The organism is Pollutimonas nitritireducens, assembly GCF_002849615.1.
Lineage (GTDB): Bacteria > Pseudomonadota > Gammaproteobacteria > Burkholderiales > Burkholderiaceae_B > Pollutimonas > Pollutimonas nitritireducens.
Genome location: NZ_PDNV01000005.1, coordinates 153,729 through 178,700, shown reverse-complemented (window position 1 = coordinate 178,700; position 24,972 = coordinate 153,729). Strand labels below are relative to the sequence as shown.

The following is a 24,972-nucleotide window of genomic DNA, read 5'->3' as shown; positions in this document are numbered from 1 at the left end:
GCAGCCGGTTCAGAACTTCAGGCGCCGCAACCGTAAGGCATTTCCCAACACGAACACACTGGAAAAAGCCATGGCTCCCGCGGCGAATATCGGTGAGAGCAAGGTGCCGTTAAGCGGATACAGTACTCCGGCCGCAACGGGAATGAGCGCAGTGTTGTAGGCAAAGGCCCAGAAGAGGTTTTGCTGGATATTCCTGATCGTGGCCTTCGACAAGGCAATGGCACGGGCAACCCCGCCCATGTCGCCTGACATCAGCACGACGTCGGCGGCCTCGATCGCTATGTCCGTTCCCGTTCCAATAGCTATTCCAACGTCGGCCTGCGCCAGTGCCGGTGCATCGTTGATCCCGTCTCCGACATACGCGATCAGGCCATACTGTTCCTTCAGGCGCTTGACGGCCAGCACCTTTCCGTCCGGCAACACTTCGGCAATGACCTGGTCTATGCCGAGCTTGCGCGCAATCGCTTCTCCGGTGCGCCGGTTGTCGCCGGTGATCATCACGACCGTCAGGCCCAGGTCATGCAGGCTTTTGATGGCGGCTACGGTGGTGTCCTTGATGGGATCCGAAACCGCGATCATCGCAACAAGCTTGCCTTCTATTGCCGCGTATAAGGGCGTTTTTCCCTCGTCACCCATCCGCCTTGCCTCGTCTTCGAATAGTGCCACGTCCAGGCCGATCTTGTGCATGTAGCGGTCGGCGCCCACCTGAACACGATGACCGTCGATGTCGGCCTGAACGCCGAATCCGGTAACTGATGTGAAATTATCGATGGCGGGAAGCATCAGGCCTTCCCCAGTGGCCGCCTCGACGATGGCACGGGCAATGGGGTGCTCCGACCTGGATTCAACGGCAGCCACAGCCGCCAAAACGCTGCTTCGGTCGGATCCTGCTGCCAGAATGAAGTCGGTCAATGCCGGTTTGCCTTGTGTCAGAGTACCAGTCTTGTCGACAGCAACCACTTTGGTGTCTTTCAGTTGTTGCAAGGCTTCTCCTTTGCGAAACAAGACGCCCATCTGGGCTGCACGTCCGGTACCAACCATGATGGATGTGGGGGTGGCAAGCCCCATGGCGCACGGACAGGCAATAATAAGCACCGCGACCGCATTCACGAGAGCAAAGGTGAGTGCCGGATCGGGTCCAACTAAAAACCAAATGACAAAAGTCAGTGCCGCGGCCGCCATGACGGCAGGCACAAACCACATCGTGATTCGATCGACCAGCGACTGTATAGGCAGCTTGGCACCTTGGGCATCTTCGACCATCCGTATTATTTGGGACAACACGGTGTCGCTACCTACCTTCGTCGCCTGGATATTCAGTACGCCATTCTGGTTGACGGTGCCACCGACTACTTGGGTGCCCGCGCTTTTTTCCACCGGGACTGGTTCGCCACTGATCATAGACTCATCGACAAAGCTTGTACCTTGGACGACGAGTCCATCGACGGGTATGCGCTCGCCGGGGCGCAATTCGATCATGTCTCCGGGATTCACTTCAGCAATTTGTACTTCCACGATTTGGCCATTGCGGGAGACTCGTGCCGTTTTGACCTGCAGGCCAGCCAGCCGCTTTATCGCTTCAGAGGTACGTCCCTTGGCTCGTCCTTCCAGGAACCGCCCCAGCAGGATGAGAGCAACAATTACTGCGGCAGCTTCATAATAGACATTGACGGTGGCGGCGGGCAGCCACTGCGGCGCAAGAGTGGCAACAAGGGAATAGGCATAGGCCGCCCCGGCTCCCAGCGCAACCAGAGAGTTCATGTCTGGCGCTGCCCGCATCAGGGCGGGTATTCCCTTGCTAAAAAAACGCCGGCCAGGAATGGCCAGCACAATGGTGGTCAATGTCAGTTGGATATACCAGCTTGCCTGCATTCCCATTGTTCGCATGATGTAGTCGTGAAGCGTCGGTATCAGATGCGAACCCATCTCCAGTACGAAAACCGGCAAGGCGAAAATCAGGGCAATCAGCAGATCACGTTGAAGGCTGGAAGCTTCTGCGTCATGTCTATCCGCCACGGCATCGTTACCAGCTTCGCTCGCCACGGACGCCTTGTATCCGATCTTTTCAACAGCACTGACTGCTGCGACCGTGTCTGCCACTCCCGCGAAAGTCAGATCCGCGCGCTCTGTGGCGAGGTTCACATAGGCACTGACGACACCCGGCACGGTCTTGAGCACACGCTCCACGCGGCCCACGCAGGACGCGCAGGTCATTCCCTCAATATCGAGGCGGGCTGTTGAAGCCGAGGCTAAGTTGGACGGGACAGCATTCATGGAGAGACCCTTGTGGTTGAACAGTTAGTGCTAATGTCCAGATAGGCTAAACGCTACAACGATGGTAAGGTCAAGGCTAACTTGGATCCGGGCAGGCACGGCGCTTGCTCGAAGGCTGTCGAGATTAACAAAGGAGAATGCTAATGTTACGTACCATAGACAGTGTGCACGGCTATACCATCCAGGCCACCGACGACGAATTGGGTAGCGTGGAAGAGGTCTATTTCGACGATGAACAATGGGGCGTACGTTACCTCGTGGTAGAAACGGGTTCTTGGCTGTCGAGTCGCAAAGTGCTGATCTCTCCCTATTCCGTTGTGGGTATCAACGACGAAGATGGAATCATCGAGGTTTCACTGACCCGCGAGCAAGTCAAGAACAGCCCCGACATCGACACGCACCAGCCTATTTCGCGCCAGTTGGAAGGCGACTATTCACAGTATTACGGCTACGGCAACTATTGGACGGGTCCTTATCTTTGGGGAGCTGCCGGCCATCCAGAGTATCCCGCGGCGGACACGGTGGGCACCCCTCCGATGAACCAGCGGCCCGAAGACTTGGCCGAACGGATCAATGACGCGCAGCAGGACACGCACCTGCGCAGCAGCGACAAAACCAGCGGATACCATATCCTGGGCACTGACGACGAGATTGGCCATGTCAAGGACTTCATCTTTGATGATAAGGATTGGGCGGTCAGGTACCTGCTGGTCGATACCCGCAATTGGTGGCCCGGAGGCAAGAAAGTATTGCTGGGTACCCAATGGATCGAGCGCATTGACTGGTCGGACTCCACGGTTCAGACCAAATTGACGCGCGAGCAAATAAAGAACAGCCCGGAATATGATGAAGACATTCCATTGGATCGCCCATATGAAGTGCAACTGCACGAACATTACGGCCGTCGAACTTATTGGGACTAGGCGGAATTATCGATGCTAAGGCTGTACCCGCGCGGACACGGTCGCGACCGTGCGGGTAGCCGCTGTCACGGGTAGTGGGGGTTGGAGGGCATAGCGCGAAGGCAATGGCTTTATCGGAACAACATCTGTGGCCGGTACTGGTTGGAAGGCTCCACCGCCATGTGCAGGTGGCGCTGCAAGCAACAGCGGCGCTTCCCAGACGCCATGGCGCCGGACACGAACCCAGTAAGCCTGCGGTTCCTCAGGACTCCTCGCCGCCACGTGGAACGCTCCGTCTATGGTTTGAAGCGCAGGCAGTGAACCCACTTTTGTCGCGACTTTTATAGTCCGGCCTGCCTCAATCAACCATAAGGGTCCGTCGCGCCTTTCGAGGGTCGCCACCGCGACCTCCCCTGCTTCGTTCAAGGCGATAGTTGGGTGGTTGATAAAGACGACGCCCAAATCGATCGGTTGCGACCAACCCGACACGGCGTCGGCCTGCTGCGTGATCCGGAGCAGGTGGCCGCTTGATTTTTCGCGTAAATACAATTCGATGACATGATCGGCATTTTGCATTGCCGCCAGGCCCCCGTCAGTCTGGGGCACTTCCATTTGGCGCCATGGGGACCAGTCGCCCCGGTAGCTGCCATGCCACAGACGTCCCTCCCCGTCAGTGGCGAACACTATGGATGCACCTGTATTGTCGTACGCGAGCGCCACTTGCGGAAGGACCCCAGGTAGTGGCGGCATGACCCGCCACGGCGCCCACGTACCCGTGCCTGATTGCGCTGCGGCATAGCGGAGGAAGCCATCGTTGCCCATTGCAATCGCGAGCAATGGCCCTTGCGTCGAAACGACAGGCAAGGAAGTGATCCGGCTGCCGGCTACCTGTTGCCAAGTTGTCCAACTTCCAGCTGGAGTCTGGTTGCTGACCCATGCCAGGCCAGTTGCATCCCGTGCAAAGACCGCCGCACGGCCGTCATTGCGCTTGAACGCTGCAATGGAGTCTGCAGTACGTCCGCCCAGGCTGATCCACTGGTTCGCAACGCTCTGCCATGTATTGGCCGCAGCATTCGCTTCGCCTACTGCAAACAACAAGAAACCGCCCTCGGATCGACTTAGCAGGGACGGTGCTTCGTCGTGACGCGAAACATAATAAGCACGCCCCACCCAGGCCGCCGCAGGGCCCGCTGGTTCCCGGCATAGCGAGGCATTGGCACAGTAACGGTAGTCATCCCAGGCGTAACGTCGAAAAGCTTCAGTCTTCTGGTTGATCTCCGTGGCTGAGAGGTTTGCCGCACGTTCCTGGCTGGGATAATCGAGATAAGCCACTTCGGCATAATTACCCGGATGCCCGGTAATTGCATCGTGAACCAATCGCGCGCTTGCGATATGGTCGGGATGGGAGTGGCCGGCGCAGCCCCAGCACAAGCGCTCGTAGGGAACCGTAACACTGTCATCCATGTGCCGGATGGTGGAAGGCTGGTAGTCCTGAATGATATATTCGATAAATTCGACCAGGTCGGACCGGGAATAGGTCTGGGCAGCGGGCCCTAATGATTCGACCGTTGCTCCGACGACCGATTCGGTCCGGCTGAGGGGTGTCAAGCTACCCCAACCTTTGCCCAGCCATGGGTCCTTAAGACGCAGGTGCAACAATTGCAGCCGCTTGTTCCCGTGCAAAGTAAAGCGTGCCACGCGTCGGGCATGGATGGTCGCGAAATCCTCGGCCCATATATTGGGTTCCTGCGCCATATAGGAATATGCAGACCGTACCCCGCGTTCGCGGCCCAGCATGTAGCCTTCGCCCTCACCTCTTTCGCTGGCAGTAAGGTATACCACTTGAACGCACCCGCCTGAATCGATAGTGGACTGGATATCGGGATTCATGAACAGCAGATCGTCGTCCTGATGTGCGACAAAAACGAGGTCTTTGATGCCATTGCATTGAACAAATGCCGGCCCCGCGTGGGCAGTGATTGCGCCGGCCAGGAATAACAGGCAGGCGCCGCGTGTAAGCCATTGTTTATTCAATTTCAGATTCTTTCAGAAGCGCCGAGGAGTTGTGGGATTCTAATCGGATTTAGTCAGGAGTTCCATGCTTTTGCGCAAGGCGTAGGCGGCTGTTGTCGTGTCTATGGCAACGTCGTCCCAGGTCACACATTGTCCTTTTTTTACTGTCCGCAGCAGTTTGACATCGTGCGCGAGGCCAAGCGGTACGCCGCCCATGCGGGTCGACGTTTCAACCGGCAGCAGTTTGCCCCAAACCGTGTAACCGCCTTCGCCGTCCAGTACATCGCCCGCACGCAAATCGCGCTTTGCGGTGGCAACGACGTCCGCCGACCAGGCAGTGGCTACGCCCGTGGCTTCGCCGCGCAGCGCGACGGATGCGACCGACATGCCGACTTCTAGACCGATGAGGTGCCACCGCTTATACAGGGTGAAATACCGGCCGGTAGGATCGGTGTGCGCATTGTATTCTTCAAAACAATTCTTTATATAGTCGGTTTCGGCTTCTATCGTTACCCACACGCCCATGCGGATGTCATACGGTATGCGCCGTCCGTCGGGCTCCAGAGACGAAACTACTTCAACCATCCCTTTGCGTTCCAGTACGCCGCCTTCGCTGACGGGCCGCGTAACGAAAGGGATATCTTCTATGCTTGCCGGAGGGTATTGCAGGCCGTTGGAAGGAACGGACAGGCCCGTTGCGTTGGCTACAGCGCAGCTTTCGATGGAGGGTTTGGAACCGTCCAGAAAACTATTGAACATTTTGGGATTCAAGCCGCCGCGCCGAGCTTGCTCGGGGCTGAGGCCGTAGTAACCCCAAACTGTCTCTGGCGTCGATTCTGAATAATGAGGCAGCCATTTGTGTCCCCTGCCAGCCGCGATCACGGGGAAGCCGCAGGTGCGAGCCCAGTCGACCAAATCGCAGATCAGGGCCGGTTGGTCGCCAAATGCCATGGAATAAATAACGCCGGCGGCTGCCGCCCTGGATGCCAGCAGCGGGCCGCAGAATGCATCCGCTTCGACGGTTACGTTGACGACATGTTTTCCGTAGGCGAATGCTTCCAGGCAGTGTTCGACGGCGGCTATCGGGTTACCGGTACATTCGACGATAACATCGAGCTGAGGCAGGCTCACAAGCGCTTTCCAGTCGTCGGTGATCCACGTTCCACCCGTCGACAGTGCGGCTTGGGCGGATGGAGCTTCGCTTTGTTCGGGTTTCCAACCGACACGCGCCAGATTTCGACGGGCCGTCTCTGGCGAGAGATCGGCTATGCCCACCAGATGAACTCCTGGTGTGCGAGGAAGTTGCGCAAGATACATGGAACCGAATTTTCCGGCGCCAATCAGGCCGATCCGGATCGGATTATTCGTTGCGGCTCGTTGCTGAAGCTGCGCGTATAGGCTCATGAGGTCTCCACCTGTCGGGAATTATTATTTGGACGGCTTGGATCGTGTTTTTACTTTGGTTTTGGGTGTGCTGGCAACTGCTGCGATGGAAGGCTGCGGATCACCTGTCCAGCATAGTGTGTAGGCAGGCCCCCGCCTTACATTGCCAACCAACGCCGGGCGAAAACAGGCCAGATTGGTGCCCCCCTTGCGCCTGACACTGGGATAGACAATACCCAGGGAACCTAGCTCGAGTAAACGGCTGGCGAGCTTTTGCGAGGCAACATAACTGGCGGGATCGAGGCAAGCTGCGAACGACGCAGTGCTGCGCAGATCGTGAAATTCGGCGCTGAAGTCGGCCAGCACCAGTTGATAGCTGACCGTATCGTGGAAATAATCGATTTCGGCATACTCGACAATTTTATGGAATACGATTTCGGCCAATGCTGTTTCAAGTTCAAAAGCGCAATACCATGCTCCGCGCTCACCGGTGTTGAATCGACTGCCTTCTGGTCTGGCATAGGCATAGGCCGCATTGATCATCCGGAAATTTGGCACGCCAAACACGAGTTCGTCGATACCGATGCCAGGCATGGCACCGCGTTCGGCCGCCAGGCGCCGGTTGCTTGCGTTGTCGAGGTCGAACAAATCCTTGAGATGGGCTGCGCTTTCAGCCAGCGGCGCCAGTACAGAGTCTTCTTGATCGACGAAGCGCGAAGGCAGCAAACGGCAGGTATCCAGCTGGCGTATCAGTGCAAGAGGCGGCACGCGCACGTTACATGCCCCCACGCCGTGCATCCAGCAGGGTGCGCACCGTTTGCATGGCGAGCAAGCCGCCTTCCTGCATGTAGCGCAACGGTGTCTTGCCGCCGAAGATGACGTTCCGGTTAGGCATGCTTACCCATTGATCGGCGAGCTGGTCGCCGTACAGAATATGCAGCGCTTTATAGATACCCAGGAGATAGGAAATGCGAGTAATGCGGTCTACCTCGAGTACACGGCCGGGCTTTTTTTTCCATTCGTAGAAAGCACTGCTGGAAACCCCGCCCAGCAAAATGCAGGCATCTTCGTCTCGAAGCTTCCATGCCTGTGCGAGCTTGAAAAAGCCTTGCAAGGCGGATTTCGATAGCCGTTCGCGCGTGGCTTTGTCGCTGAGGTCGATAACAGGTGCCGGTTCGAACCGGCTAGATGGATAAGCGTAAGCGAGGCTCATGATGAAACTCCTTTTGTGGTTATTCTATGCTCCATATAAGGAGTATGCAAGCCTCGGGCACGATATTCCACACCTCGCTTACTATCCTGGCGCTATATCAACATATAGCGTACGAATCTTATGGCCTGGGCTTATTAACAATGACCAAACTATTCGTTCTGTTTTCCTGCGCGGCCGCTTAGCCTTGAGACTGTATTCAAAAATAGCAGTAAAACAAGGAAGCATTCATGTTGTCGCCACTTTTCATCAAAGCTTTGCTCATGGCAAGCGCCTTCGCTGCGCAGTCGGTCGGCGCTGTCGAGATCTCACTGCTTAACGTTTCGTATGATCCCACACGCGAGCTTTACCAGGAGTTCAACCAGGCCTTCGCCAAATACTGGAAAAACGCCACGGGCGACACCGTAACCATTAAGCAATCGCACGGCGGTTCAGGAAAGCAGGCCCGATCCGTCATTGACGGCATCGACGCCGATGTGATCACGCTGGCATTGGCGTCGGATATCGATGCCATCGCGCAGCGCGGAGTCATCAAGACGGATTGGCAGAAAGACTTTGCGCACAACAGTTCACCCTACACCTCCACCATCGTATTCCTTGTGCGAAAAGGCAATCCAAAACAAATCAGAGACTGGAATGACCTGATCAAGCCGGGTATCTCGGTCATCACCCCCAACCCTAAAACGTCCGGAGGCGCAAGGTGGAATTACCTGGCGGCGTGGGGTTACGCGATGAAGCAACCGGGCGGCAGTGAAGAGAGCTCAAAAGCATTCGTGGCCAAGCTGTTCAAGCAAGTGCCAGTGCTGGATTCCGGTGCGCGAGGCTCGACCATTACTTTTGTGGAACGTGGCATCGGCGATGTACTGCTGGCCTGGGAGAACGAAGCCTTGTTGGCCATCAAGGAACTGGGTCCGGACAAAGTGGAAATCGTTGCGCCATTGGTCAGCATCCTGGCCGAGCCGCCTGTGGCCATCGTGGACAAAGTGGTCGACAAGAAAGGCAGCCGTAACGTTGCACAGGCATATCTGCAATACCTCTATACCGATGCAGGACAGGATATTGCGGGCAAGAATTACTACCGCCCCACCTCGGAGAAAATCGCGGCGAAGTATGCGCAGCAATTCCCCGACGTAAAACTTTTCACCATCGAGGACGTGGCCGGCGGGTGGGACAGGGTCCAGAAGACACATTTTGGCGATGGCGGCATCTTCGACCAGATATACGTCCCCGGAAAGAAATAGAGCATCATCGAAGAGCCTGATTCATGTCCAACACTGCCGGCATACTTGCCACGCGATCCACACCCTTTCGTGTTATCCCCGGATTCAACATTACCCTGGGATTCACATTGGTTTATCTGTGCCTGATTGTTCTACTTCCGTTGTCGGCGGTCTTCCTGAAGACGTTCACCATGAGCTGGGACGGATTCTGGGAAACCGTAATGTCGAACCGCGTCATGGCTTCATATCGCTTGAGCTTCGGGGCCTCGCTCATAGCGGCTGCTATCAATGTCGTCTTTGGCGGCATTGTCGCCTGGGTTCTGGTTCGTTATCGCTTTCCCGGAAAAAGGTTGGTCGATGCGTTGGTCGACCTGCCTTTTGCACTTCCGACAGCGGTCGCAGGAATAGCCCTTACCGCTCTGTACGCGCCCAACGGCTGGATCGGCCAACATCTTGAGCCACTGGGCATCAAGATTGCGTTTACCCCGCTGGGCATCGTGGTGGCATTGACATTCATCGGCTTGCCCTTTGTCGTCAGGACCGTGCAGCCGGTGCTGGAGGAGGCGGAACGCGAGCTTGAGGAAGCCGCCGCCAGTCTTGGTGCGAGACCCTGGCAAACATTTTCCCGGGTGATATTCCCGACCGTGCTGCCCGCCTTGCTTACCGGCTTTGCCATGGCGTTCGCCCGCGCCACAGGCGAGTATGGCTCGGTGATCTTCATAGCTGGAAACATGCCGATGATTTCGGAGATCACTCCTTTGTTGATAGTCACCAGGCTCGAACAGTATGACTACGCTGGAGCGACGGCCATTGCTGTCGTCATGCTTTCGATTTCTTTCCTGCTTCTTCTGGCTATCAATCTGTTGCAAGCCTGGACGCGCGGACGCACCAAAGTAGCGAGAAATTGAATATGTCCAACCCCGACTTCGCCCTGCCCGCTGCGGTGATCCCTAATGTTCCTTCCGCCCGCGCGACGGCGGCCACCGTCGAACCTCGCTGGGTCCAGGTAGGATTGATAACAATTGCCTTGCTTTTCCTGGTTTTGTTCCTGTTCATCCCCTTGTTCGCGGTTTTTACAGAGGCGCTTCGTAAAGGCTGGGATGCCTATATTGCGGCCATCATTGAGCCGGACGCGGTGTCGGCCATCAAGCTGACTTTGCTGACTGCCTTGATTTCAGTGCCGTTGAATCTTGTGTTCGGCGTGAGCGCCGCCTGGGCAGTGGCCAAGTTCGAATTCCGTGGTAAGAATCTGCTGGTCACCTTAATTGATCTTCCGTTCTCCGTGTCGCCAATTATTTCTGGCCTGATCTATGTGCTTATTTTCGGTGCGCAGGGATGGCTGGGACCGTGGCTGTATGTGCACGACATCAAAGTCCTTTTCGCCTTGCCGGCCATCGTGCTGGCGACCATTTTCGTCACTTTTCCTTTTGTCGCCCGCGAACTCATCCCGTTGATGCAGTCGCAAGGCAGCGAAGAAGAGGAGGCAGCGCTGGTGCTGGGCGCTTCCGGCTGGGAGACGTTCTGGCATGTCACCCTTCCGAACATAAAGTGGGGATTACTGTATGGCGTCATCCTGTGCAACGCCCGGGCGATGGGCGAGTTTGGCGCCGTATCGGTCGTATCAGGCCATATACGAGGCCTCACCAACACGATTCCACTGCACGTGGAGATTCTCTATAACGAATACAACTTCTCTGCCGCGTTTGCCGTAGCGTCGTTACTGGCGTTGCTGGCCCTGTTGACGCTGGGTCTGAAGTCGTGGATTGAATGGCACGCACTGCCATCACAATATGCGCGGGAGCATGGGTCATGAGCATCGAAGTACGCAATATACATAAGAAGTTTGGCGATTTTACCGCCTTGGACAACGTGACGCTGAAGTTTCCCGACGGTAAGCTGACCGCCCTGCTGGGTCCCTCAGGCTGCGGCAAGACGACCTTGTTGAGGATTGTGGCGGGACTCGAGCATCCGGACTCGGGCCATATTCTGTTGGACAATGAAAGTGCAACACAGCGGCACGTGCGCGAACGCCACGTAGGTTTTGTGTTCCAGCATTACGCACTTTTCAAACACATGACCGTGTTCGAGAACATTGCGTTCGGCCTGCGGGTAAAGCCCCGCAAGCTTCGTCCATCCGAAGCCGCCATACGCGAAAAAGTGGCGCAACTACTGGAACTTGTACAGCTGGACTGGCTGGCGGACCGCAAACCTGCCGCCTTGTCGGGCGGCCAGCGACAACGTATCGCCCTTGCACGCGCCTTGGCAGTCGAACCGCGGGTGCTGCTCCTGGATGAGCCTTTTGGTGCCCTGGACGCACAGGTCCGCAAGGAACTGCGCCGCTGGCTGCGCCGTCTGCACGACGAGCTCCAGGTTACCAGCATATTTGTGACACATGACCAGGAGGAAGCGCTTGAGGTTGCCGACGAAATCGTTGTCATGAATCATGGCAAGGTCGAGCAGGTGGGCACGCCCGCATCGGTGTACAACCAGCCCGCAACGCCGTTCGTGTATAGCTTCCTGGGCGATGTAAACCTATTCCGGGGGCGCGTGCACAATGGTTACCTGGAGACCGGGGACGCCTCTTTTCATGCGCCGACCCACCAGGATGTGCGTGACATACAAGGCACGGCCTATGTGCGTCCGCATGACATCGATATTGAACGATACACGGCGGGCGCCAAGGGCTTGGTCGTTCGTCTGGAACGCATCCATGCTGTCGGTCCGCTGGCACAGCTCGAGCTGCTGCGCAGCGATACCGACGAATTGATCGAGGTGGTGATATCGCAGGACAGGTTGCGGCATCTGCAGCTGAAAGAGAGCGAGTCCCTTGTGGTCCAGCCGCGCCAGGTACATATTTTCCTGGACCATGCGGCATAGTTATCGCCGAGAGTGCTTGCTCGGTCCTTAGCGGACAGACAGCAGGATTACACCCGCAATGATGACGATGCATCCGAGCCATCCTGTCGGCGGCACTTTCTCCTTGAGTATGAGGAAGCCGGCGAAGGTTGCCATCATCATCGACATCTCGCGCAAAGGGGCTACGACACTTACATCGGCGCCCTGTTGCAAGGCATACAGGACCAGAATATATGCCATGGGCGACAGCGCACCCACAGCCAGCGCTAGATGCCATTTTCCCTGCATTTGCAACATCATGCTCCTGCGGCGCACCCAGGTGCTTGGGGCCAGCAATATTGTCCCGCCGCAGGCGGACAGCCAGTCCAGCAGAACCGGCGCGACCAGCAAGACCTTGACGCTGTAGGCATCGCTCAGGCTGTAGGCGGCGATGAACATGCCTATCAACAAGCCCCAGCGTATTCCCACCCAGGCCTCGGTTTGCGCAAACTTGCGCCAGTTTCCCTGAGTGGCGATAAGCAGTATGCCTGCCACCACGCTGCAGATGCCCAGGACTCCAAGGGCGGAGGGCGTTTCCGCCAACCATAGGAAAGCGCCTGCGCTGGCCAGCAGCGGGCCGGTGCCGCGCGCTACCGGATAGACCACGGACAGGTCGGCCGCACGATAACCGCGCATCAGGCAGATGCTGTACCCCAGATGAAGGGCGCTGGAAATACCGATGAATGCGGCCACTTCCCAGGTCCACGTCATGCCCTCATTCCACAGTATGTAGACCACCCATGGGGCGTAAAGGACGGTGGACATCAATCGATAGCAAAAGACGAACGACGCCCCGGCGCCGGCCGCACGTTTGGATATCAGGTTCCAGGACGCGTGCAGCGCGGCTGCGGCGACGACCAACAGGAATACTTGGAGCGTCATCGAGATTCTGTGGGTCTTGATTGTTGCGGCGTGTCTACAGAATTTCTTCCACGGCCGTAGCGGGTCGACACAGACGTGTGCCTTTTTCGGTGACGACAAAGGGCCGATTCAACAGGATGGGATGTGCCGCGATGGCATCGAGCAACTGACCGTCCGTCAATGCGGGATCGCCCAGGCCAAGTTCGTCGAACAGCGGTTCTTTGTTGCGTATGGCGTCCCGCACGGCCAGGCCCGCATTGCGTATGAGCCCTTGTAATTCACCGCTCGACAACGGAGTCTCGAGATACTCGATAATCGTGGGCGTTATGCCGCGGTCTTGCAGTGTTCGCAACACATTGCGCGACGTGCCGCAACGAGGATTATGATAGATCGTGGTCATCGACATAAATTTGAAATCTTGTAAGGTCCGCTATCTTAGCGCTTTGATTCGTCCATCGGGAGCAATCGTGAATTCTTTTCGCCAACTCAAGATCATCGTGTGTGGTGCCATCGCCTTGTTGTTCGCATTGCCATTCGTTGCCCACGCACAACTCAAGGTTGGCGCCACCGCGCCAGCCTTCTCGATAGATGCTGCCCTTGGGGGCAACGCCTTCGCGTTCTCGTTGAACGATGCCCTGAAGAAAGGCCCTGTCGTACTGTATTTTTATCCTGCAGCGTTCACCAAGGGTTGTACGATTGAGGCGCATGATTTCGCCGAAGCGACTGACGAATATAAAGCGCACGGCGCGACGGTGCTCGGCGTGTCGGCCGACGATCTCGATAAATTGAAGAAGTTCTCCGTCAGTGCTTGCCAGAGCAAGTTCGCCGTTGGCGCCGACCCGCATGCAAAGGTCATAAAGGCCTACGATGCGCAAATGGCGTTCAAGCCCGATATGGCCAATCGTATTTCCTATGTCATAACGCCGGATCAGAAAATTTACTATCACTACAGCAGCATGAGTCCGGACGGTCACGTAGCCAACACCATGGCTGCGGTAAAGGATTGGGTAGCCAAAAATAAATGAGCACGTTCAGCTTGCCTGAACTGGGTTTGTACGCGCACGGCATCCATTGTCTTAAGGCGATCGCTTCAATGGTAAAGTACAAAAATCAATAGCCAGGACGCGATACGTAAGCGATGACATCAATCTATTCTTTTTCGGCCCAGGCGCTGAGTGGCGAAATTATTGACCTCTCCCGCTATGGAGGCCAGGTATTGCTTGTCGTCAACGTGGCCTCCCAGTGTGGATTCACGCCGCAATATCAGGGACTGGAATCGCTTTACCGTGAGTACCGCGATCGCGGGTTTTCCATATTGGGTTTCCCCTGCGATCAGTTTGGGCACCAGGAGCCCGGCGACGCTCATGAAATTGCCCGCTTCTGTTCCAGCAGCTACGAAATTTCCTTTCCCATGTTCGACAAGGTTGAGGTTAATGGGCCGGGTGCCCATCCCCTGTTCGCCTGGATCAAAGGTGAGAAAGCAGGTGTCCTGGGCACGCGCAATATCAAATGGAATTTCACGAAATTTCTGGTGGACCGCCACGGGCAGGTACTGCGACGCTACGGTTCGACCACCAAGCCCGATGCCTTGCGCAAGGATATCGAAGAGGCCTTGAAGGCGCAGGCAGCCTCGCTCGCAACGAAATAAAGGATCAGCATGATCGACTTGTACTACTGGACGACTCCGAACGGACACAAAATCACTCTGTTTCTTGAAGAGACAGGATTGCCTTATAAAATCATTCCGGTCAATATTGGCAAGGGTGATCAATTCCAGCCCGAATTTCTCCAGGTTGCGCCCAATAACCGTATCCCTGCCATTGTCGATCATGCGCCTGCAGACGGCGCTTCTGCAATCCCGGTATTCGAGTCGGGCGCCATATTGTTATACCTGGCGGAAAAAACAGGCCGATTCATTCCGGATACGTTGCGAGGCCGGGTCGATACCTTGCAATGGCTATTCTGGCAGATGGGCGGTTTGGGCCCCATGGCCGGACAAAATCATCATTTCAATAATTATGCGGTCGAGAAGATCCCGTACGCCATAGACCGATATGTGCGAGAGACCGCACGCTTGTACAAAGTGCTGGACCGGCGGCTTGAGGGTCGTGAATTCATTGCCGGCGACTATTCCATCGCCGATATGGCATGCTATCCATGGATTGTTCCGCACGAACGCCAGGCACAAGAATTGAATGATTTCCCCAACCTGCGGCGCTGGTTCGACGCCATACGTCAGCGCCCGGCCACCACTCGCGCGTACGCACTCGCCGACGAAATCAACACGACGCCTTCAGTGAGCGACGAAGCGTCCCGTCAAATTCTTTTCGGCCAGGATGCCACCACAATCAAATGAATAAAATGATTCCTGCAGTATCCGTGCGCCTGGCCCTCGCCATAGGCGCTGCATCTCTGATGACGGCGTGTGCCAGTGGACCGCCTGACAACATTTCGCTCATCCCTGCGGAGACCGCTGCGCAAACCAGCAAAGTCGGCCTGTTCACGCAAGACGTCAAGTGGGAACACAAGAAGCCTGGGTGCGAGGGCGAATGCCCAACCGTGAAACTGGACTCCATTGTTTTTCCAGGCATAGCCAGGCTGACGGAATTGGTGGATCACGCTCTAGCCGTCATGACCGGCGTCGGCAGCAGCGGCGCTCCTCCTTATGCAACGGTAGAGGAGTACGAGGCTTACTTCTGGAAGACTGCGGCACCTCGTGATTCAACGTTGCTGGCAGCCAAAACACGTTACCGCAACAAGTACTTGACAGTCGTTGAATTGAATACCTGGCAGTATTACACTGGGGCCGCTCACGGAATATCAGCCACCCAGTTTTTGAATTGGGACAACGACAGCGGCAAGGTGCTCGGCTTGACCCATGTGCTGGAAGATGGAAAACAGGACGCCTTTCAGGCCGCCTTGAAAGAGGTGCATGCGCAATGGCTGGCGTCCAACCCGGATGCCATGCGCGATCCGGCTGCCTACGACCGCTTGTGGCCGTTCCAGGCGAGCAGTAATTTTGCGTTCACGGATGGCGGGCTGCTGGTGAAATATGATTCTTACCAGATCGCGCCCTATTCGTCTGGACAGCCGGAGCTGCTGATTCCCTATGAACGGTTACGAGGAATATTGCGCCCCGAATTTATCCCGACTTGACGATCGGGAGGCATCTGCGTTGCGCCTATCTGCGTTGCTCGACGAGATCTGGGTAACGCAGGGCATTTAACAGACCATGCATTTTATTTGAATCGCTCAAGGTCGAAATAGGGTGATGTCGATGACGGCTTGTCGGTCTTCACTTGGGGAACGTTGCGTTCGGGTGCTGTGGCGCCTGCATCAATCTCAAGCGGATCTATCGCCCTGATATCCGGTGCAATGTTGCCGGATCCGGGGGCCTGGCTTTCGCCCTGGCGCGCGGCAGCGCGCTGTTTCAAGGTCTTATCGATCATGGTCTCGAGCATGGTGGCCAGCGCAACATGCTTATTGTTGACGGCCCAGTCGGCGGCGTCCAGCTTCTGAAGGTTTTGTGTCGTGACTTCTGCCCCGTGGTCCAGCAGCAACCGCACCATGGCCTCGCTTCCGGAATGTGCCGCCATCATCAGCGGGGTCGTTCCGTCCGGCGCAGGCGCATCAATGATGGCTTTGTTTGCTATCAACATCCTGGCCGTCTCCAGCTTGCCCGTCGATGCTGCGTAGTGCAGGGGCGTCCAGCCCAGGCGATTCACCATTGCTCCACGTCGGATCAGATCTTTTGCCCGCTTCGTTTCGCCCAGGACTGCCAGATACATCAATGGTGTCTCGCGATTGATGTTGATGGCATTCAGTGAGGTCTTTCGATGTGCCGCCAGGACGTCGTAGACGCCCCAGGCACCGTCGCGAATGGCCTGCATGATGGCCGGTTGTCCTTTTGAGCTGAGTTCATTTGGATCGGCGCCTTGTGCCAGCATGGTCTTGACATTGGAGACGCGATCATTCGCTATGTCCACCCACCAGTCGGCAGGGTTGGCCGCCTGGACGGCCACGCACAGGAAGGCCATTGCCAGGCCCAGCGCCCAGGAACGAACGATGACGGTTGCGGAAAGACTAGATCTCATAATTCACTTTAAACAAAGTACTTTAACTATTTAACTTTAAACATTATGATTTAACAATGTTGTACAAGTCATTGTTTTGAATGTTTATATTCTACACATCATTGCTTTTAAAGCCGGTTCCTCTTGATCTATAAAATTCATTAGGTTATCGTCTTATCTTATTGAAAAGTCTGAAGAAGTTATCAGTTGAGTGTTTTGCTATGTCGCCGGCGGGAATGCCGCGCAGTTCGGCGATTTTTTCGGCCACATGCATGACGTTGGACGGGTCGTTCAGTTTACCGCGGTGAGGAACCGGCGCCAGATATGGGGAGTCGGTTTCAATCAGCAGGCGATCCAGCGGAAGCTTGGTGGCCAGCTCCTGCAGTGCTTGTGCCTTCTTGAAGGTAACGATACCCGAAATTGAAATATAAAAGTTCATTTCCATTGCAGCTTGCGCCACTTCCCAGGACTCAGTAAAGCAGTGCATGACGCCCCCGTATCGGTCGGCGCCCTCTTCTTTCATGATGCGCAGGGTGTCTGCACTGGCGGAGCGGGTATGGATGATCAAGGGCAAGCCGCTGCCGTGACTCGCCCGGATATGCGTGCGGAAACGGTCGCGTTGCCAATCCAGGGGTTCGGCTAGACGAAAATAGTCCAGCCCTGTTTCTCCTATGGCCACCACTTTTGGCGACTGGGCCATGTCGACCAGGTCTTGCACTGACGGTTCGGGCGTATCTTCGTAGTCAGGATGCACCCCTACCGATGCATGGAGATGGGAATGCGGTGCAACCAGCTCCATGAGCCGGGGCCAATTCGGCAAGTTTACACTCACCACCAATGCATGGCCAACCTGGTTTTGGACCATGCGGTCGAGGATATCAGGCAAGTTCTGAGCCAGCTCAGGGAAATCGAGGTGGCAATGAGAGTCTACATACATGTTCGTTCCTATGGGCGGCACGCCAGCGCCACCCGTTGCAGAGTGCTGTGTAGAAGTAACTTGGCGTTGAGGGGATGTCGGGCAACGGCCCGCTGCTGCGCCAGCCATTTTGCTGTTTCAGCCAGGTTGACCAATGTTGCGTGCCCAGCCGCCAAACGTATGGTTTTTTCCAGGCCAGGGTAATAGCGCAGCGGTGCATCGCTGGCCGCCAGCAGAAGATCCATGAACAGGCGTTGAAGCGCGTCTATCCATATTTCGGCGGGCACTTTTTCCAGGTGGTCAGCGAGGGGTCCGACGTCGATTGCGCAGCCCTGGACCAATGGCGTGATCAGGTCGCCAAGCCACTCGGGACATGGACTTGCACTCGTTTGAGCCAATTGCAACGCCAACAAGGGCGCTCCGCCCGCTGCCGCAAGCCATAGTGGCGCATCGTTTACTTGGTGCTGGTCGAGCCATGCAAGACTTGCTGCTTTGTCCGGAACCGGCAAAGGCAGGCGCCGACAGCGCGAAAGCAATGTGGGCAACAGACGATCGGGGGCGTCCGCCACGAGCAGGAAAATCGTATGTTCGGGAGGCTCCTCAAGCACTTTCAACAGGGCATTCGCAGAAATGCTGTTCATCGCCTGAGCGGGATACAGCACGGCTACCCGCCAGCCGCCACGGTGGGTCGCCGTATTGAACCAGGAACTCAATCCTCGTAGTTGTTCGACCCGGATATCTTTGGACGGCGCCTTCTTGGACGTGCCAGGGGCGAGGCCTTCATCGTCTGAATCCGCTGCGGCCGGCCCCTCTTCGAGAGCCATGGCCTCGGGTCTGATACGGCGCAAGTCAGGGTGATTGCCACTGGCCATCCAGTGACACGCGGCGCATCGGCCGCAGGCTAGGCCGTTCAGTGGCGATTCACATAGAAGGCTGGCTGCTGCCGCCAGAGCGAATTGCCGCTTGCCGATACCGGGCACACCGTGGATCAGCCAGGCATGCGCAAACCTTTCGCGTTGCGCAAGCCACAAAGCCGCCAGCGGCTCCTGCCAGGGCAGGAAAGACGCCGGCTCACTCATGCCCCACCACCATTCTGATGTGCCAGGACTAGGTCGTCGAGTTGGGCAACAAGGGTACGGCGTACCGCTGCAATGGATTCAGTTGAGTCAATGATACGCATGCGCTGCGGATGCTGGCGCGCGCGTTCGTGATAAGCGTAGCGAGTCCGTTCGAAAAAAGCGTCGCCTTCTTGTTCGAATCGGTCCAATTCCCGGGTCCTGCCAAGGCGCTCGCGCGCCACGGCTAGCGGAATATCGAAAAGCCAGGTGCGATCGGGTTGCAGGTCGGCATGCACCCATTGTTCCAGGCAGTTGATGCTTTTTTCGCCCAGTTGTCGTCCGCCGCCCTGATAGGCATAGGTAGCATCGGTGAAACGGTCGCAGACGACCCACCTGCCGGCATTTAGTGCAGGCTTGATCACCGTCTCGATATGCTCGCACCGCCCTGCAAACATGAGCAGCGTTTCCGTTTTAAGGTTCATAGGTTGGGTCAGCACGCATTGTCGCAGTTGTTCGCCCAACATCGTACCGCCTGGTTCGCGGGTTGAAACGACCGGGAGGCCGCGACTCTGCAGTTGGTCGACAATCCATTGGACATGCGTACTTTTTCCCGCCCCGTCCAATCCTTCCAGAGTAATAAAACAGCCACGCTGAACCTGCATCAGTTGCGTCGTCCCAATATATATTTAGATACGGCCCGATTATGATCCGCAAGATTCTGGGAGAATTCGCTGGACCCATCGCCCCGGGATACAAAATAGAGAAACTTGTGCGCTTCAGGATGCAGGACCGACAACAGGGCAGCCTTACCGGCGCTGGCAATGGGCGTCGGCGGCAAGCCACCACGTGTGTAGGTGTTCCATGGCGTGTCGGTGGTCAGGTCTTTCTTGCGTATTCGGCCCTGATATGTATCGCCCATCCCGTATATGACCGTCGGGTCGGTTTGCAAAGGCATGCCTAGTCGAAGCCGGTTGATAAACACCCCGGCCACGCGTTGTCGGTCTGCGCTGTGACCGGTCTCTTTTTCTACGATAGAGGCGAGGATCAGGGCGTCGTAGGGTTTCGTCAGAGGCAGGTCAGGATCACGCTCCTCCCAGGCGGAAGCAAGGAGCTGTTGCTGTGCATGATAGGCGCGTCGCAGAATATCGAAGTCGGACGAGCCGGGAACGAATACATAGGTGTCAGGATAGAACAACCCTTCCAGGCTACTTTCAGTAATGGCCAGTTTTTGTGCGATTTCTTCGTCGGACACTGAGGCAAGTGTCTGCTTGACCTGTGGATTCTGCTCCAGGGCCTGGCGGATGCGCTGATAAGACCACCCTTCCACCAAGGTGATCTGCGTTTGGGACATATCGCCATTGGCCATGCGCTCGAGCAAGGCACGGGGCGTGTCGCCGCGCACCGCCTCGTAGGCCCCCGCTTTGATCAACGTATCGCGTCCTGTCAGCCGCGCCAGAGCGACAAAGGCGTCTTCGTTGATCTTTATGCCTGATTTGTTCATCAACTGGGCGATGGTCCGCGGGCGGCTTCCCGATTCGACCACAAAGTCGACGCGTTCGGTGTCCATGGCGACGGGGCGCTCGACCCAGTACCAAGCCGCTCCACTCAGACCAGTGGCGATCAGTGCCAGCAGTAAAAGCGTATACAGCACGAAAGATTTGAATTTTGTCATTGAACCAAAGTGTATCCCGGCCGGGAACTAACGAGCCGGTGGAAATCGGACACATCGCCCGATAATGAGTTTCACTGCATAATCTGCCGAAGCCCGTTATCATAAACGCTACCTCTGTCTATGTCTCTTGTCGCGAGCCCACTTTTACCCATGACTCACCTCCCGAATTTTGTTGCTCTCCTGGATGACCTCGCCGTCATTGAAGTTTCCGGATCGGACGCTGCTTCTTTCTTGCATGGTCAACTCACCCATGACATCACGGGAATGGCGTCCGACCAGGCCCGTCTGGCTGGTTATTGCACTGCCAAGGGACGTTTGCTGGGCAGCATGGTGATTTGGTCTGAACATAGAACTAACGGAGCCACCCAGCTGTATGCGCTTGTCAAGGCCGATATCGCGTCCGCCCTCATCAAGCGACTCTCGATGTTCGTATTGCGCGCCCAGGTCGTCTTCAGGCAGTCACCATTGCAGGTGCTGGGCGTAACGTTCAATAAATCGGGAACCGATAAGAACATACCGTCCACGGATATCATGAAGCAAGCTGCCATTATGTCGGCGCAACAGAGTACGTGGGATGTTGTTCGTAGCGCCGCCGGCACGTGGATTTCAGCGCCTTCCGCCACGGTCGATACGGCTCGCTGGTGGTTCGCGGCGTCTGATCCCCAGGAGTACGCTGAACAGCTCGACACGCCAGATGCCAAAGCCCCGGCCCCCGGGACGCCGGCCGCCGACACTTCCAGTGAATGCTGGCGTGCGGGGGATATTGCCGCCGGTTTGCCTTGGGTGGGTACAGCCACCCAGGATTTTTTCATTCCTCAAACGCTCAATTTCGATCTGATCGATGGGGTAAGTTTTTCCAAGGGATGTTATCCGGGCCAGGAAGTGGTGGCGCGCAGCCATTACCGAGGCACAGTCAAGCGTCGTATGGCTTATGGCGTTGTTACTGGCGCCCGCGATATCGAATCCGTAACACTGCCAGGCGCCGATATCTATAAGGCGGGCAACCCCGACATGCCTTGCGGGCGTATCATCAACGCGGCAATTTGCGGCGATTTGCATCTATTGATGGAGGTGCAGCTATCCGACCTTCCCACGTCGGCCTTTCGCCTGGGAAAGGCCGACGGCCCTGCCATCGAACTGCTTCCTTTGCCTTATCAAGTCAAGACCGAAAGCTGACACCCGCCCTACTTCTTGAATAGATTCAGGATGCTGGAGAAATCCTGTGCCCCGTTGCCCTGAGCACTGTGCATGGAATACAGGTTGCGCGCCAGCTCGCCCAGCGGCACCGACGCACGGGTAGTCAATGCGGCCTCGGCGGCCAGACCAAGGTCTTTCAGCATGAGATCAACCCCGAAACCGCCCGCATAGCCTTTGGAGGCGGGCGCATGCTCCATGACTCCCGGCCATGGGTTGTAAAGCTCTGTGGCCCAGTTACGGCCCGAGCTTTTCGCAATGATGTCGGACAGTACCTTGGGGTCCAGTCCGTTCTTTACACCGAGCGCAAGGGCTTCCGACGTTCCTGCCATCAGTATGCCAAGCAACATATTATTGCAAATTTTAGCCACCTGTCCTGCACCGGCGGCTCCTGCATGGAATATGTTCTTGCCCATTTTCTCAAGATAAGGCCGGGCTGCTTCCAGATCGTCGGCGTCGCCGCCGACGATGAATGTCAGTGTTCCAGCCACGGCGCCACCCGTGCCACCCGAAACCGGCGCGTCAATCATGCGTACATTGCACTCGTGTGCGGCCTGCGCAACCTTGCGGGCGGACTCGGGTGCAATGGTACTGCACTCCAGAACCAGGGTGTTGTTCGAGACGTATTTCAGAAGTCCGGTTTCACCCAGGTACAAGCCCTCGACATGCTTGCTGGCCGGCAACATGGAGACAACCACTTCTGCATTTTCGACCGCCGTTTGTGCGGAATCCGCTTCCGTTGCACCGGCGTCGACCAGTGTCTTGATGGCCGCCGGCACCAGGTCGAAAACGGCCAGATCATGGCCCGCTTTAAGCAAATTCAGGGCCATTGGGCCACCCATATGACCCAGACCAATAAAAGCGATGCGACTCATTGTTTGTCTCCTAGTTCTTGTCGATTGATGTCATGCCGAAGGCACATTGTTGGTTCAGATTTTCCCGCTAGTCCGTTCTTCACCCAGGTCGGCCAGCGGATGGCCGATGGACTCTGGCCATGGTGGCTGGAAGAAACGCTGTACCCAGGCGTCGGTGGCTTGCGCGAGTGTGGCCGGATTCCACCTGGGCTGCTTGTCCTTGTCAATGAGGAGAGCACGTATGCCTTCCTGGAAGTCGCCTTCGACACCGCAGTGCAACGACACGATGTATTCGTCCCGGAACACATCGGCCAGTGAATGGAGGCGTACTCGATCCAACAATGCAAAGCACAGACGGGCCGAACCTGGCGACCCGGCCATGAACGTCGTGGCGGCGCGCTTCAACCACGGATCTGCGTTATCGCTGAAGGATGCAATATTTGAGCAGATGGCGTCGAAATCTTTACCATCGCAGGCCTTTCTGATAAGCGCGTGGCTTTTTTCCAGAGGTCCTGGTTCTGCGCCCGCAGCGGATTGCATTCCGCGCAACAGGCGTTCTAGCAGGACGTGATTCTCACTGTCGGCTACAGACCAGCTTGCAGCTTGGATTTGACGGACCAGTTCGTCCCACTGGCCGGAGTCGAGGGTGTAATCGGCAAGGCCCAGGTAGCGGCAATCGCTATGGCCTAATTGGGCGCCCGTCAGCGCCAGGAACAAGCCGGTACCGCCAGGAAGCCGCGCAAGCATCCACGAACCGCCGACATCGGGATACAAGCCGATGGTTATCTCGGGCATCGCGAACCGTGTGGTTTCGGTGACGACCCGGTGGCTGGCACCCATCATCAGGCCCACGCCACCTCCCATGACAATGCCGCTACCCCAGCAAAGCACGGGTTTGGAGTAGGTATGTATTTGATAATCGAGCCGGTATTCGGTATCAAAGAAGTGACGCGCGTAGACATTGTCCCAGGCCAGTCTCCCGACGTTCTCCTGCATTGACCTGTACAGCCCATGCAAGTCTCCGCCGGCGCAGAATGCGCGGTCTCCCGCGCCTTTAAGGATGACCATTGCGATGGATTCGTCGGCTTGCCAATCCCCAAGCTGTGTCGCCAACAGTTCGCACATTTCGAGCGACAGGCCATTAAGCGTTTGCGGCGTATTGAGTGTGGCGATACCCACCTTGGTCGTGGCGGCAGTTTCGATCACCTGGAACAACAAGGGGGAGTTCATCGGATATCGGCTCCTTTGTCCAGTATCTGGCGCGCGATGATTACGCGCATTATTTCGTTGGTTCCTTCAAGGATCTGATGGACGCGGGTGTCGCGTACCAGTCGCTCCAACGGGTAATCCTTGAGGTAGCCATAGCCACCGTGGATCTGCTGAGCATCCAGGCACACATGGAAGCATAAATCGGTGGCGAGGCGTTTTGCCATTGCACAATAGGTGGACGCCTGCTGGTCGCCTTCATCCAGTTTTGCGGCGGCCAGGCGCACCATCTGCCGCGAAGCGACAATGTTGGTCAGCATATCGGCCAGCTTGAACTGCAAGGCTTGAAAGCTGGCCAACTCACGGCCAAATTGCTTGCGCTCGCTCATATAGCGTCGCGCCGCTTCGTAAGCCCCTTGCGCGGCACCCACCGAGCAAGCTGCGATGTTGATACGGCCGCCGTCCAGGCCCTTCATGGCAAACTTGAAACCCTCGCCTTCGTGGCCCAATAGGTTCTCAGCCGGAATCTCGGCATTTTCAAAGACCACCGGACGGGTGGACTGGCTGTTCCAGCCCATTTTGTCCTCTTTCCGCCCATAGCTGACCCCAGGGGTGTCGGCCGGGACCACGAAAGCCGAAATGCCTTGCGCGCCGGCGACCCCCGTGCGGGCCATGACGACCAGCAGGTCGGTGTCTCCGGCGCCGGATATGAATGCCTTGGCACCGTTGAGGAAGTATGCGCTTCCGCGTTTTTCCGCCCTGGTGGACAGCGAGGCGGCGTCTGACCCGGCACCCGGTTCAGTCAGGCAGTAGGACCCGAGCTTCTGGCCAGCGGCCAGCGACGGCCCCCAGGCCTTGCGCACGGGCTCGGTAGCCCACGACCCGATCATCCATGTCGCCATGTTATGGATGGTCAGGAAGGCCGTGGTGGAGGGGTCGTAGGCGGCCATTTCTTCGAACACGAGCGAGGCATCCAGGCGGGGCAGCCCCAATCCGCCGATCGACTCGGGAGCATAAATGCCGCAAAATCCCATTGCCCCGGCTCTTTCGAAGGTTTCCCGGGGAAAGATGCCCTCGGCATCCCAACGGGCCGCATGCGGCTGGAGCTCGCCAACGGCAAAATCCCGTGCCGCCTGGGCAAATGCCTGCTGTTCATCGCTGAGTTGAAATTCCATATTGCCTGTCTCCTGAATGGCGGCTTATTCCTGGCTTGCCGCGCGCTTGTTTTTGTGGTGCCTACC

General features: G+C 56.8%; 25 protein-coding genes. 10 read left to right on the top strand and 15 right to left on the bottom strand.

Going from position 1 to position 24,972, the window contains the following annotated elements:
* Nucleotides 1–9 precede the first annotated feature (9 nt).
* Nucleotides 10–2,274 (bottom strand): heavy metal translocating P-type ATPase, encoded by a 2,265-nt coding sequence (locus CR155_RS08855; protein WP_143705190.1) that lies wholly within the window; start codon nt 2,272–2,274, stop codon nt 10–12.
* 143 nt (nt 2,275–2,417) lie between these two features.
* Here CR155_RS08855 and CR155_RS08850 point away from each other — a divergent pair, with 143 nt between their 5' ends.
* Nucleotides 2,418–3,197: a PRC-barrel domain-containing protein gene (locus CR155_RS08850; protein WP_102069655.1), complete on the top strand. Its 780-nt coding sequence runs from the start codon at nt 2,418–2,420 to the stop codon at nt 3,195–3,197.
* Between the two features lie 15 nt (nt 3,198–3,212).
* On the opposite strand, the gene CR155_RS08845 is transcribed toward CR155_RS08850, so the two are convergent.
* The 4 genes from CR155_RS08845 to CR155_RS08830 are packed head-to-tail and all read right to left on the bottom strand — an operon-like array spanning nt 3,213 to nt 7,785.
* Nucleotides 3,213–5,210, bottom strand: coding sequence for a DUF8189 domain-containing protein (locus tag CR155_RS08845; protein WP_102069654.1), 1,998 nt, complete (start codon nt 5,208–5,210; stop codon nt 3,213–3,215).
* A 39-nt stretch (nt 5,211–5,249) separates the two neighbouring features.
* Nucleotides 5,250–6,593, bottom strand: coding sequence for an NAD(P)H-dependent oxidoreductase (locus CR155_RS08840; RefSeq protein ID WP_102069653.1), 1,344 nt, complete (start codon nt 6,591–6,593; stop codon nt 5,250–5,252).
* 24 nt (nt 6,594–6,617) lie between these two features.
* On the bottom strand, nt 6,618–7,361 hold the full coding sequence (locus CR155_RS08835; protein WP_233214057.1) for an RES family NAD+ phosphorylase: 744 nt from the start codon (nt 7,359–7,361) through the stop codon (nt 6,618–6,620).
* Nucleotides 7,348–7,785, bottom strand: a complete 438-nt coding sequence (locus tag CR155_RS08830) for an MbcA/ParS/Xre antitoxin family protein (RefSeq protein ID WP_102069651.1) — start codon at nt 7,783–7,785, stop codon at nt 7,348–7,350. The genes CR155_RS08835 and CR155_RS08830 overlap by 14 nt, the downstream gene beginning before the upstream one ends.
* A gap of 260 nt (nt 7,786–8,045) precedes the next feature.
* Here CR155_RS08830 and CR155_RS08825 point away from each other — a divergent pair, with 260 nt between their 5' ends.
* From CR155_RS08825 to CR155_RS08810, 4 genes are read left to right on the top strand one after another with little or no spacing between them, the layout of a single operon-like run.
* Nucleotides 8,046–9,023, top strand: a complete 978-nt coding sequence (locus tag CR155_RS08825; RefSeq protein WP_233214091.1) for a sulfate ABC transporter substrate-binding protein — start codon at nt 8,046–8,048, stop codon at nt 9,021–9,023.
* Nucleotides 9,024–9,046: 23 nt separating this feature from the next.
* A complete protein-coding gene (cysT, locus tag CR155_RS08820; protein WP_102069649.1) occupies nt 9,047–9,910 on the top strand; it encodes a sulfate ABC transporter permease subunit CysT in 864 nt (287 codons plus the stop codon).
* Nucleotides 9,911–9,912: 2 nt separating this feature from the next.
* Nucleotides 9,913–10,815 carry a sulfate ABC transporter permease subunit CysW gene (gene cysW, locus CR155_RS08815; RefSeq protein WP_102069648.1) on the top strand — a complete coding sequence of 301 codons (903 nt, stop codon included), beginning with the start codon at nt 9,913–9,915 and terminating at the stop codon, nt 10,813–10,815.
* Entirely contained in the window at nt 10,812–11,879 is a 1,068-nt protein-coding gene (locus CR155_RS08810) for a sulfate/molybdate ABC transporter ATP-binding protein (protein WP_102069647.1), read from the top strand. The genes cysW and CR155_RS08810 overlap by 4 nt, the downstream gene beginning before the upstream one ends.
* Nucleotides 11,880–11,906: 27 nt before the next feature.
* Here CR155_RS08810 and CR155_RS08805 read toward each other — a convergent pair whose 3' ends face one another.
* Together CR155_RS08805 and arsC are read right to left on the bottom strand one after the other, a co-directional pair.
* The gene (locus CR155_RS08805) at nt 11,907–12,779 is read right to left on the bottom strand and encodes an EamA family transporter (protein WP_102069646.1); all 873 of its coding nucleotides are present in this window, start codon (nt 12,777–12,779) and stop codon (nt 11,907–11,909) included.
* Nucleotides 12,780–12,813: 34 nt separating this feature from the next.
* Nucleotides 12,814–13,158 carry an arsenate reductase (glutaredoxin) gene (gene arsC, locus CR155_RS08800; protein ID WP_102069836.1) on the bottom strand — a complete coding sequence of 115 codons (345 nt, stop codon included), beginning with the start codon at nt 13,156–13,158 and terminating at the stop codon, nt 12,814–12,816.
* A gap of 67 nt (nt 13,159–13,225) precedes the next feature.
* On the opposite strand from arsC, the gene CR155_RS08795 reads away from it, so the two are divergent.
* The 4 genes from CR155_RS08795 to CR155_RS08780 all read left to right on the top strand — a co-directional run bounded on the left by CR155_RS08795 (nt 13,226) and on the right by CR155_RS08780 (nt 15,914).
* Nucleotides 13,226–13,783, top strand: coding sequence for a peroxiredoxin (locus CR155_RS08795; protein ID WP_102069645.1), 558 nt, complete (start codon nt 13,226–13,228; stop codon nt 13,781–13,783).
* A gap of 113 nt (nt 13,784–13,896) precedes the next feature.
* On the top strand, nt 13,897–14,406 hold the full coding sequence (locus CR155_RS08790; protein WP_102069644.1) for a glutathione peroxidase: 510 nt from the start codon (nt 13,897–13,899) through the stop codon (nt 14,404–14,406).
* A 9-nt stretch (nt 14,407–14,415) separates the two neighbouring features.
* Nucleotides 14,416–15,114 (top strand): glutathione S-transferase N-terminal domain-containing protein, encoded by a 699-nt coding sequence (locus tag CR155_RS08785; RefSeq protein ID WP_102069643.1) that lies wholly within the window; start codon nt 14,416–14,418, stop codon nt 15,112–15,114.
* A complete protein-coding gene (locus CR155_RS08780; protein WP_199171713.1) occupies nt 15,111–15,914 on the top strand; it encodes an RsiV family protein in 804 nt (267 codons plus the stop codon). Before CR155_RS08785 ends, CR155_RS08780 begins: the two co-directional genes overlap by 4 nt.
* Before the next feature lie 83 nt (nt 15,915–15,997).
* On the opposite strand, the gene CR155_RS08775 is transcribed toward CR155_RS08780, so the two are convergent.
* From CR155_RS08775 to mltG, 5 genes are all read right to left on the bottom strand, one after another.
* Entirely contained in the window at nt 15,998–16,852 is an 855-nt protein-coding gene (locus tag CR155_RS08775; RefSeq protein ID WP_102069642.1) for an ankyrin repeat domain-containing protein, read from the bottom strand.
* Nucleotides 16,853–16,997: 145 nt separating this feature from the next.
* Nucleotides 16,998–17,768: a TatD family hydrolase gene (locus tag CR155_RS08770; protein ID WP_102069641.1), complete on the bottom strand. Its 771-nt coding sequence runs from the start codon at nt 17,766–17,768 to the stop codon at nt 16,998–17,000.
* Between the two features lie 8 nt (nt 17,769–17,776).
* Nucleotides 17,777–18,826, bottom strand: coding sequence for a DNA polymerase III subunit delta' (gene holB / locus CR155_RS08765; RefSeq protein ID WP_102069640.1), 1,050 nt, complete (start codon nt 18,824–18,826; stop codon nt 17,777–17,779).
* Complete coding sequence (gene tmk, locus CR155_RS08760) at nt 18,823–19,467, bottom strand: dTMP kinase (RefSeq protein ID WP_102069639.1); 645 nt, start codon at nt 19,465–19,467, stop codon at nt 18,823–18,825. Before tmk ends, holB begins: the two co-directional genes overlap by 4 nt.
* Nucleotides 19,467–20,477 carry an endolytic transglycosylase MltG gene (mltG, locus tag CR155_RS08755; protein WP_102069638.1) on the bottom strand — a complete coding sequence of 337 codons (1,011 nt, stop codon included), beginning with the start codon at nt 20,475–20,477 and terminating at the stop codon, nt 19,467–19,469. Before mltG ends, tmk begins: the two co-directional genes overlap by 1 nt.
* A gap of 150 nt (nt 20,478–20,627) precedes the next feature.
* Between mltG and ygfZ the strand changes: the two genes are divergently transcribed.
* Entirely contained in the window at nt 20,628–21,653 is a 1,026-nt protein-coding gene (gene ygfZ, locus CR155_RS08750; RefSeq protein ID WP_102069637.1) for a CAF17-like 4Fe-4S cluster assembly/insertion protein YgfZ, read from the top strand.
* Nucleotides 21,654–21,661: 8 nt separating this feature from the next.
* On the opposite strand, the gene mmsB is transcribed toward ygfZ, so the two are convergent.
* Genes mmsB through CR155_RS08735 form a run of 3 tightly spaced genes read right to left on the bottom strand, consistent with a single transcriptional unit; the run spans nt 21,662 to nt 24,906 of the window.
* Nucleotides 21,662–22,546, bottom strand: a complete 885-nt coding sequence (gene mmsB / locus CR155_RS08745) for a 3-hydroxyisobutyrate dehydrogenase (protein ID WP_102069636.1) — start codon at nt 22,544–22,546, stop codon at nt 21,662–21,664.
* Nucleotides 22,547–22,600: 54 nt separating this feature from the next.
* The gene (locus CR155_RS08740) at nt 22,601–23,755 is read right to left on the bottom strand and encodes an enoyl-CoA hydratase/isomerase family protein (protein ID WP_102069635.1); all 1,155 of its coding nucleotides are present in this window, start codon (nt 23,753–23,755) and stop codon (nt 22,601–22,603) included.
* A complete protein-coding gene (locus CR155_RS08735) occupies nt 23,752–24,906 on the bottom strand; it encodes an acyl-CoA dehydrogenase family protein (RefSeq protein WP_102069634.1) in 1,155 nt (384 codons plus the stop codon). Before CR155_RS08735 ends, CR155_RS08740 begins: the two co-directional genes overlap by 4 nt.
* Nucleotides 24,907–24,972: the final 66 nt, after the last annotated feature.